Below are 2,494 nucleotides of genomic sequence, written 5' to 3'. Positions count from 1 at the left end.
CGCCACGGCGATCAGAAACGGTTCTGATCGTTACGTGCGACGAGAACACACTGCCATGTCGACGCTAGAGCGCTTGATCGTTGCCTGTGTGGCATGCCGTGAGTGTAACTACTCTCCCCCTCCCGCGTAGAGTTCCCCGGACAGCGCCATCTGGATGGCCACCAGTGGATTGTATCCCCGATAGGCCATGGTCTGGAGGTAGCTGGAGATGCGGCAGTAGGCCTCGGCATACTGACGGGTGCGGAAGCAGCCGGAGACCTTCTGTTTGACCTTGCTCATGCGCAAGTCACGCTCGGCGCGGTTATTGGTAAAGGCCACCTCGGGACGTTTGGCGAACAACAGCACCGCCGTCTCGTAGCGCTCGAAGCGTTCCCAGAGGTTATGCGCATCAGACTTGGCCACCCGAGCGCGTTTTCCATCCTGGCGCGGCGGGATGGGTGGCAACTCCTTCGCCCCACGGGCGAGGATGACGCGATAGCGCTTGGTCAGCTTCAGGTAGCCATCCTCCGAGAGGCACTTGTGCGGGCTGTTGGCCACCTGTTTGCGAGTCTCCAGTAGCAAGCGCTTCATGCTCGCCGCCCAGCGATAACCATTGGCCTCGATGACAAAGGTCAGCTCGCGCAACAGATGCGAGCCGCACAGCCCATGACCGCAGTGCGCATAGGACAGGTAGGAGGCCCAACAGTCATGGATGATGACCCCGCCATAGCGGGGAATGATGTTGATCGCCTCAATCGCCTCAAGTCCGCGTTTGCGGTGGAGAACCTTCAGGGTGATCTCCCCGCTGGCATAGACGTGAATCCAATGGTTGGTGCGATCGACCCGCAAGGAGGTCTCATCGACATGGACGGCCGGCTGCTTGAGCAACGCCGCGATGGCCTCCTGCTCCCAGCGCTCGAGAGCCCGATGCAGCTGCATGACATAGCCTAGCAGGGTCGCTTCTGACACCACGCGATCGATCAGGCTGTTGAGCAGCTGCTGCACCCGCTTGAGCGAGACCATCTGCGCCACCAGCAGGTTGAGCACAAAGGCACGGAGACCCAGCCCGTATTGCAGCGGGCCGGCCAGGCGAGATGGAAAAGGCGCCTTGTTCCGAGCGCCGCAGCGCGGGCAGTCCTTGATCTCGGCATCGACATGATCGACCACCTTCTCAAAGACAATGTCGATGACGGTGCGCCGCTCATGGCCCTGACAGGGGGTCTGGGTTAAATCCTCATCACAGTGCGCACAGTGCGCGAGCGCGATGGTGGTGACGGTCTCAATCGTGCGGGTGTTGTCGCTGCGGTTGTGCGTGTGCTTGTCGCCTTTGGCCCGGGTGCGCCGCTCGGGGGTGGTTGGGTCCTCGCCGTCTTGACCCGTTTGCGAGGGCGGCAACCCCGAGTTGCGGCTGGTCTTGGTGGTGGTCTTCTCCATGAACACCGCCATCAGCAACTCAAAGAGCATCAGCAGGGCCTCAAACAGCGCACGCAGTTCCGCGCTCACCTGACCTTCGGCGCAGTGCTGCTCGAAGCGCGCTTTCAGGGTGGCGAAGTCCTGGCGCAAGGAGGCCTTGTTGACGCTGGCCATGGGGATTGCGCGCGCTCAGGCGCGCTCGGCCTCGACCGCCATCAGGGCGGCCAGCACCGCCAGTCGCTCGGGCGGGGGCATGGCGTGATAACGGCGCGCCCAGCTTTCGGCCTTGCGCTTGATGCGCTGGCGATCGGTGAAGTTCTTGCCCGCACAGCGCGCCCAGTGCACGCGCTCGGGGGTGAAGTTGAACCACAGCTTCTCGGTGCGCACGCCGGCCTGGTTCATGACCTGCAGTTCCAGGTGCTGCCAATCGCTCAGCGCGGCGTCATAGAGTGCGCAGGGATAGCCGGAGAGGATGACCGCGCAGGGCAGGCCTTTGAGCAGACTCAACAGTTCGCGATGATCGTGCTCGCTGTAATCGTAGCGGTAGCGCCGCGTCGAGCTGCGGGTGCTCTGCAGATACGGCGGGTCGCTGTAGACGAGCTCACGGCCCGTGAAGGGATAGTCGGCTAAGAACTGATGCGCGCAACCATGAACACGCTCGACGGGATAATCACAGCGAAACTGCTCCAGCACCCGCGCATGGCGCTCGATGCCGATATTGCGCAAGGCCGGGGGCTTGCGTTGCATGATGGCGCCGCCGCCCAGATGGGTTTCGATGTAGGTGTCATGCGGGGGCATCAGCGCAATAATCGCCTGACACAAACCCGAGGTGGCCTTGGAGCCAAAGTCACTGCCCATCGCTGACGGTCCGCTTCAACGTCTTGGTGGTGCAGCATAGGCACCGACCACTATGCTGTCAAGCGATCGGTGTCACGATGGCGGGCAGCCTGGCTAGCATGAAGGGGGCGAGTAGTTACCTTGAGACCTTCACTCTCCTCCTCTTCAGTGCTGAGGATGCGAGAGATCACGCTATGCACCCGGGGTTCCTTGAGCTTATCGCTGAGCTGATCCAGATGGGTGGCGCGCGATTGGATCAGGCGCT

The 2,494-nt window shown here is 62.2% G+C and carries 3 protein-coding genes; all 3 read right to left on the bottom strand.

Annotated features, from left to right (window positions below; all coding sequences use genetic code 11):
• Positions 1–108 precede the first annotated feature (108 nt).
• Positions 109–1,566, bottom strand: coding sequence for an IS66 family transposase (tnpC, locus tag VBE63_RS27315; RefSeq protein ID WP_323686143.1), 1,458 nt, complete (start codon positions 1,564–1,566; stop codon positions 109–111).
• Positions 1,567–1,581: 15 nt separating this feature from the next.
• Positions 1,582–2,250: a DNA methylase gene (locus VBE63_RS27310; RefSeq protein ID WP_323686142.1), complete on the bottom strand. Its 669-nt coding sequence runs from the start codon at positions 2,248–2,250 to the stop codon at positions 1,582–1,584.
• Positions 2,251–2,300: 50 nt separating this feature from the next.
• Positions 2,301–2,494, bottom strand: a 194-nt coding sequence (locus tag VBE63_RS27305) for a hypothetical protein (RefSeq protein WP_323686141.1), incomplete at its 5' end; no start/stop codon positions are given.

The sequence above is a fragment of the Lamprobacter sp. genome (assembly GCF_034860625.1).
Classification (GTDB): domain Bacteria; phylum Pseudomonadota; class Gammaproteobacteria; order Chromatiales; family Chromatiaceae; genus Lamprobacter.
This window is presented reverse-complemented; position numbering and strand designations above follow the sequence as displayed.

Bases quoted from the DNA above. Each gene is read 5' to 3' on its own strand.
- tnpC (WP_323686143.1), bottom strand. From the start codon at position 1,566: ATGGCCAGCGTCAACAAGGCCTCCTTGCGCCAGGACTTCGCCACCCTG.
- VBE63_RS27310 (WP_323686142.1), bottom strand. From the start codon at position 2,250: ATGGGCAGTGACTTTGGCTCCAAGGCCACCTCGGGTTTGTGTCAGGCG.